Origin of the sequence: Malikia spinosa (genome assembly GCF_002980625.1) — a bacterium.
GTDB lineage: Bacteria > Pseudomonadota > Gammaproteobacteria > Burkholderiales > Burkholderiaceae_C > Malikia > Malikia spinosa.
In genome coordinates this window covers 1-7,204 of record NZ_PVLR01000081.1, presented here as the reverse complement: position 1 = coordinate 7,204, position 7,204 = coordinate 1, and the positions used below count along the sequence as shown (strand labels likewise).

General features: G+C 63.3%; 6 protein-coding genes and 2 tRNA genes. All 8 read left to right on the top strand.

Annotation, left to right across the window (positions count from 1 at the left end):
• On the top strand, nucleotides 1-406 hold a 406-nt coding region (locus C6P61_RS17295; protein WP_170067412.1), incomplete at its 5' end, for a 4Fe-4S dicluster domain-containing protein.
• Nucleotides 407-613: 207 nt separating this feature from the next.
• On the top strand, nucleotides 614-1,924 hold the full coding sequence (gene tig, locus C6P61_RS17290) for a trigger factor (protein ID WP_105731137.1): 1,311 nt from the start codon (nucleotides 614-616) through the stop codon (nucleotides 1,922-1,924).
• 158 nt (nucleotides 1,925-2,082) lie between these two features.
• Nucleotides 2,083-2,694 carry an ATP-dependent Clp endopeptidase proteolytic subunit ClpP gene (gene clpP, locus C6P61_RS17285; RefSeq protein WP_105731136.1) on the top strand — a complete coding sequence of 204 codons (612 nt, stop codon included), beginning with the start codon at nucleotides 2,083-2,085 and terminating at the stop codon, nucleotides 2,692-2,694.
• A gap of 105 nt (nucleotides 2,695-2,799) precedes the next feature.
• Entirely contained in the window at nucleotides 2,800-4,068 is a 1,269-nt protein-coding gene (gene clpX / locus C6P61_RS17280; RefSeq protein WP_105731135.1) for an ATP-dependent Clp protease ATP-binding subunit ClpX, read from the top strand.
• 87 nt (nucleotides 4,069-4,155) lie between these two features.
• Nucleotides 4,156-6,624 (top strand): endopeptidase La, encoded by a 2,469-nt coding sequence (gene lon, locus C6P61_RS17275; RefSeq protein WP_105731134.1) that lies wholly within the window; start codon nucleotides 4,156-4,158, stop codon nucleotides 6,622-6,624.
• 99 nt (nucleotides 6,625-6,723) lie between these two features.
• A tRNA-Gly gene (locus tag C6P61_RS17270) sits at nucleotides 6,724-6,799 on the top strand.
• Between the two features lie 49 nt (nucleotides 6,800-6,848).
• Nucleotides 6,849-6,922 (top strand) — tRNA-Cys (locus C6P61_RS17265).
• A gap of 42 nt (nucleotides 6,923-6,964) precedes the next feature.
• The coding region (locus C6P61_RS18085; RefSeq protein ID WP_211297002.1) for a hypothetical protein at nucleotides 6,965-7,204 on the top strand (240 nt) is incomplete at its 3' end.

Here is a 7,204-nt window from a genome sequence, read left to right as displayed (position 1 = left end):
CCCGCCGTGGAGCCTGCACCGTACGCACGCGGACCATACCTACCTCAAGCCCGCGGCCGAAAGCCCGAAGATCGATTACGCGAAACCGGATGGCAAGCTGACCTTCGACCGCTTGAGCTCGGTCTTCATCAGCAACACCAACCACGAGGAAAACCAGCCGGCGCACCTGACCTTGAAGGACGCCAGCGTGCCGGTCGGCATCAACCTGGCCCGGTTCGCCGGTCCCGAGAGCCGCTACTGCCCGGCTGGTGTCTACGAGTTCATGAACAAGGATGGACAGGACCAGCTGGTGATCAACGCGCAGAACTGCGTGCACTGCAAGACCTGCGACATCAAGGACCCGACGCAGAACATCGTCTGGGTCACGCCCGAGGGCGGCGGCGGGCCCAACTACGCTGGCATGTAAAGTCCGCTCGCGCGCTGGGGCGTCGGTAGCCCGCCGGCCCGCCAGGCGGGCTCGGCTACAATCAAAGTTTGCCCAAATCAGGCTCGGCCATCCCCGGGATGGCCGTCTGTTTTGTGAACCAAGCCCAGCCGCCCCAGGGCGGCAAGCGATGCAAGAACACACCGGGTGCAGCCTTGGGCTGTGCCACCCCTCATCTAGGAGAGAACCATGGCAGTGAACGTCGAGACCCTGGAAAAGCTGGAGCGCAAGATCACGCTCGAGCTGCCGGTGGCTGAAATCCAACAGGAAGTCGAAGCGCGCCTCAAGCGCATGGCCAAGCAGGTCAAGCTGGACGGTTTCCGTCCGGGCAAGGTGCCGCTGAGCGTCGTCGCCAAGCAGTACGGCTACTCGGTCCAGTACGAAGTCATGAACGACAAGGTCGGTCAGGCCTTCCAGGCTGCCGCTGCCGAAGCCGAACTGCGCATCGCCGGCGCTCCGCGCATCAACGAAAAGGACGGCGCTGCTGAAGGCTGCGTGGCCTTCGAAGCCATCTTCGAGGTCTACCCGGAAGTCAAGATCGGTGACCTGAGCGCCGCCGAGATCGAGAAGGTCAGCGCTGAAGTCAACGACGCTGCCATCGACCGCACCCTGGACATCCTGCGCAAGCAGCGCCGCACCTTCACGACCCGTGACGAGACCGGTTGGGCCGAAGCCAGCGACCGCATCACGATCGACTTCGAAGGCAAGATCGACGGCGAACCCTTCGACGGCGGCAAGGCCGAAGCCTTCCAGTTCATGGTCGGCGAAGGCCAGATGCTTGAGCAGTTCGACGCTGCCGTGCGCGGCATGAAGACTGGCGAGTCCAAGACCTTCCCGCTCGACTTCCCGGCCGACTACCACGGCAAGGAAGTGGCTGGCAAGACCGCTGACTTCCTGGTCACGGTCAAGAAGATCGAGTTCCAGACCCTGCCGGAAGTCAACGAAGAGTTCGTCAAGTCGCTCGGCATCGAAGGCGGCACCGTTGACGCCCTGCGCGCCGACATCAAGAAGAACCTCGAGCGCGAAGTCAAGTTCCGCCTGCAGGCTCGCAACAAGGCGGCCGTGATGGACGCCCTGGTCGCCAACGCCGAACTCGACCTGCCCAAGGCCAGCGTCGAGGCGGAAGTCGAGCGTCTGGTCGAAGGCGCACGCGCCGACCTCAAGCAGCGTGGCATCAAGGACGCCGACAAGGCTCCGATCCCGGCCGAGCTGTTCAAGGACCAGGCCGAGCGTCGCGTGCGCCTGGGCCTGGTGGTGGCCGAGCTGGTCAAGACCAACAACCTGCAGGCCAAGCCCGAGCAGCTTGACGCCCACATCAACGAACTGGCCGCCTCCTACGAGCGTCCGGAAGAAGTGGTGCAGTGGTACAAGGGCGACAACCGCCGTCTGGCCGAAGTTGAAGCAATCGTGATCGAGAGCAACGTCGCCGACTTCGTGCTGGGCCAGGCTAAGGTCACCGACAAGTCGGTCAGCTTCGAAGAGCTGATGGGTCAGGCCTGATCCTGCGGCGCCGGCCCCTCAGGCCGGCGCTGGCTCAAGCGAAACGAGGGCGGATGCATTTCCGCCCTTTTTTATTGTCCGTCAGGCCCCATCTGCTGATCAGGCCATTCGGCATTGGTTACAGTAAGCCCTGCAACGTTTTCCTGGAGCACACACACATGAGCGCATTGGACGCACAAAACCTGGGCATGGTTCCCATGGTGATCGAGCAATCGGGCCGCGGCGAGCGTGCCTACGACATCTACTCGCGCCTGCTCAAGGAGCGCGTCGTGTTCCTGGTCGGCCCGGTCAATGACCAGTCGGCCAACCTCGTGGTCGCGCAGATGCTGTTCCTCGAAAGCGAGAACCCGGACAAGGACATCCACTTCTACATCAACTCGCCGGGCGGCTCGGTCAGCGCGGGCATGTCGATCTTCGACACGATGAACTTCATCAAGCCCGACGTCTCGACGCTGTGCATGGGCATGGCCGCCAGCATGGGCGCCTTCCTGCTGGCTGCTGGCACCAAGGGCAAGCGCTTCACGCTGCCGAACTCGCGCGTCATGATCCACCAGCCGCTGGGCGGCGCCCAGGGCCAGGCTACCGACATCGAGATCCACGCGCGCGAGATCCTGCGCCTGCGCGCCGACCTCAACAAGATCCTGGCCGAACGCACCGGCCAGCCGCTCGAAAAGATCGAGCGCGACACCGAGCGCGACTACTACATGGCCGCTGCCGAGGCGGCCGAATACGGCCTGGTCGACCGTGTGATCGACAAGCGCGGCGCCTGATCCCGTCCCCCGCAGCCCGTGCCGCCCGCTGTTCGCAGCGGCGCGCGGGCTTCACTTATCATCGGCGTTTCACGTATTTCACCGAGTCCGAGCAAGGCATTCTTCATGGCCGACAACAAAGGCACCTCCAGCGACAAACCCCTCTATTGCTCCTTCTGCGGCAAGAGCCAGCACGAGGTCAAGAAACTGATCGCCGGCCCCTCGGTGTTCATCTGCGACGAATGCATAGACCTGTGCAACGACATCGTGCGCGAGGAACTGCCGCAGACCGTGCTGGGTCAGGGCGAGGCCGGCGACCGGCTGCCGACCCCGGCTGAAATCAAGCAGCATCTCGACGGCTACGTGATCGGCCAGGAGCTGGCCAAGAAATCGCTCGCCGTGGCGGTCTACAACCACTACAAGCGCCTGCGCCACAAGGCCAAGGCGCGCAAGGACGATGTCGAACTGGCCAAGAGCAACATCCTCTTGATCGGCCCGACCGGCTCCGGCAAGACGCTGCTGGCCGCGACCATGGCGCGCATGCTCAACGTTCCCTTCGTGATGGCCGATGCCACCACGCTGACCGAGGCCGGCTATGTCGGCGAGGACGTCGAGAACATCATCGCCAAGCTGCTGCAGACCTGCAACTACGACGTCGACAAGGCCCAGCAGGGCATCGTTTACATTGACGAGATCGACAAGATCACGCGTAAGTCCGAGAACCCCTCGATCACGCGTGACGTCTCGGGCGAGGGTGTGCAGCAAGCGCTGCTCAAGCTGGTCGAAGGCACGATCGCCTCGGTGCCACCGCAGGGTGGCCGCAAGCACCCGAACCAGGACATGCTGCAGGTCGACACCTCCAACATCCTGTTCATCTGTGGCGGCGCCTTCGCCGGTCTCGAAAAGATCGTCGAGCAGCGCACCGAAGCTGCCGGCATCGGCTTCAGTGCCAACGTCAAGAGCAAGCAGCAGCGCAGCCTGACCGACGTCTTTGCCGAAGTCGAACCCGATGACCTGGTCCGCTTCGGCCTGATTCCCGAGCTGGTGGGACGCCTGCCGGTCGTGACCGCCTTGGCCGAGCTTGGCGAGGATGCGCTGGTCGATATCCTGACCGAGCCCAAGAACGCCGTCGTCAAGCAGTTCGCCCAGCTGCTGCAGATGGAAGGCGTCGAGCTCGAGGTCCGTCCCGAGGCGCTGCACGCGATCGCACGCAAGGCGATCAAGCGCAAGACCGGCGCCCGCGGCCTGCGCTCGATCCTCGAGCAGGCGCTGATGGACACCATGTTCGAACTGCCCAGCCTGGACAACGTCCAGAAAGTGGTGGTCGAGCCGGCCACGGTCGAAGAAGGCAAGGCACCGCTGCTGGTGCTGCGCGAAGCAGCCAAGCAGGCCTGAGACCCGCAACAGCTCGATGGCCGGCGGCCGCGGCTTGAAGTCGCTGCCGCCGGCCCCATTTGAGCGGAAAGATATTTAGGTAACAGCATGTCCGGACACACCCCTTTGCCCAGCCAGCCCGTCGCATTGCCGCTCTTGCCCCTGCGTGACGTGGTGGTCTTCCCCCATATGGTGATTCCGCTGTTCGTGGGTCGGCCCAAGAGCATCAAGGCGCTGGAAGCCGCGATGGAGAACGAGCGCCGCATCATGCTGGTGGCGCAAAAGACCGCTGCCAAGGACGAACCGACCCCGGAAGACCTGTTCGAGATGGGCTGCGTCGCCACCATCCTGCAGATGCTCAAGCTGCCGGACGGCACCGTCAAGGTGCTGGTCGAAGGCCTGCAGCGCGCCAAGGTGCTCGGCGTGGAAGAGGGCGAGAGCCATTTCATCGGCCAGGTCCGGCCGCTGTCGGAGCAGGACGAGTCCGCTGGCGAGGCCAACGAGGTCGAGGCGCTGCGCCGCGCCCTGATGCAGCAGTTCGACCAGTACGTCAAGCTCAACAAGAAGATCCCGTCCGAGGTCCTGACCTCGATCGCCAGCATTGACGACGCCGGTCGCCTGGCCGATACCGTTGCTGCCCACCTGCCGTTCAAGCTCGAGGCCAAGCAGGCCGTGCTCGACCTCGACCGGGTCGCGCCCAGGCTGGAAAACCTGTTCGGTCAGATCGAACGCGAGGTCGAGATCCTCAACGTCGACAAGCGCATCCGTGGCCGCGTCAAGCGCCAGATGGAGAAGAGCCAGCGCGACTTCTACCTCAACGAGCAGGTCAAGGCGATCCAGAAAGAGCTCGGCGAGGGCGAGGAGGGCGCCGACCTGGAGGAACTCGAGAAGAAGATCCGCCTGGCCAAGATGCCGGCCGAGGCACGCAAGAAAGCCGAAGGCGAGCTCAAGAAGCTCAAGCTGATGTCGCCGATGTCGGCCGAAGCCAGCGTGGTGCGCAACTACATCGAGACCCTGGTCGGCCTGCCCTGGAGCAAGAAGACCAAGATCAAGCATGACCTGGCCTACGCCGAGCAGGTCCTCAACGAGGACCACTACGGCCTGGATCGGGTCAAGGACCGCATCCTCGAATACCTCGCGGTGCAGCAGCGCGTCGACAAGGTCAAGGCGCCCATCCTGTGCCTGGTCGGCCCGCCGGGCGTCGGCAAGACCTCGCTCGGCCAGTCGATCGCCAAGGCGACCGGACGCAAGTACACCCGCATGGCGCTGGGCGGCATGCGCGACGAAGCCGAGATCCGCGGCCACCGCCGCACCTATATCGGCGCCATGCCGGGCAAGGTGTTGCAGAGCCTGGGCAAGATCGGCGCGCGCAACCCGCTGTTCCTGCTCGACGAGATCGACAAGCTCGGCATGGACTTCCGCGGCGATCCGTCCTCGGCCCTGCTCGAAGTGCTCGATCCGGAGCAGAACCACACCTTCGCCGACCACTATGTCGAGGTCGACTTCGACCTGTCGGACGTGATGTTCGTCGCCACCTCCAACTCGATGAACATCCCGTCGGCACTGCTCGACCGGATGGAAGTGATCCGCCTGTCGGGTTACACCGAGGACGAGAAGACCCATATCGCGCTCAAGTACCTGCTGCCCAAGCAGCTCGAGAACAACGGCATCAAGGCCGGCGAGCTCGAAGTGGCCGAGGACGCCGTGCGCGACATCGTGCGCTACTACACCCGCGAGGCCGGCGTGCGCTCGCTCGAACGCGAGCTCTCGAAGATCTGCCGCAAGGTGGTCAAGGGCCTGCTGCTGAAGAAATACCAGCCGACCGTGGTTGTCGATGCCGCCAAGCTCGACGAATTCCTGGGCGTGCGCAAGTACAGCTACGGTCGCGCCGAACAGCTGAACCAGGTCGGCCAGGTCGTTGGCCTGGCCTGGACCGAAGTCGGCGGCGACCTGCTGACGATCGAGGCCGCGCTGATGCCGGGCAAGGGCAATGTGATCCGCACCGGCCAGCTCGGCGACGTCATGAAGGAGTCGGTCGAGGCGGCCCGTACCGTGGTGCGCAGCCGCTCGCATGCGTTTGGCATCACCGATGAAACCTTCGAGAAGAAGGACATCCACGTTCACGTGCCCGACGGCGCGACCCCGAAGGACGGCCCGAGCGCCGGTGCCGCCATGACGACCGCCATCGTGTCCGCGCTGACCGGCATCCCGGTGCGCGCCGATGTTGCGATGACCGGCGAGATCACCCTGCGCGGCGAAGTCACCGCCATCGGCGGCCTGAAGGAAAAGCTGCTGGCCGCGTTGCGCGGCGGCATCAAGACCGTGCTGATCCCGGAGGAGAACGTCAAGGACCTGGCCGAGATCCCGGACAACGTCAAGGCCGGCCTCGAGATCGTGCCGGTGCGCTGGATCGATCGCGTGCTCGAGATCGCGCTCGAGCGCACGCCGTCGCCGATCGGTCTGGAGGCCATTGCCGCGGTCGCTGCGCCAGTGGTTCCGGCCCCGGTTGTCGAGCCCGCCCCGAGCGAGAAGCCCGCCCGCAAGCCCGCCAAGGCGCCGCGTGTGAAGAAGGCGTGAAATTTTTGCTGGAAATTTCCAGCCGCCGCCGAAAACACTGAAAAATGCCATAGAATCATGGCTTGCAACGACGCAGGAGATTCTTCTGCCGAGTGAAATGCGGGATTAGCTCAGTTGGTAGAGCGATACCTTGCCAAGGTATAGGTCGAGAGTTCGAGTCTCTTATCCCGCTCCAGATAAATTGAAAAGTCCGAAGACTTTTCAATCGTGATTATCAAGATAATGGCGCGGTAGCAAAGCGGTTATGCACCGGATTGCAAATCCGTGTAGGTCGGTTCGACTCCGGCCCGCGCCTCCAGACAAGAAGCACCTAAGGCAGCGATGCCTAGGTGCTTTTTTCTTGCCAGTTGCATTGGCTGGCCATCTCGGTCATGATGGATTCACGCTTGGCGGGTTTTCATTCGACCGCGCGGTTCCAGTCAGTACGGTTGTGGCTACCCGCTATTTGTGTCTGAGTTGTGAAAACTTCCGCAGCAGGGTGATAGCTTGCAAAGCTTCCCCATCCGTGCGTATAATCATGGTCCGCTTGATTATCAATCAAGCCATTTTAATTACTTTACTAGGGCGTGTCATCAATCAG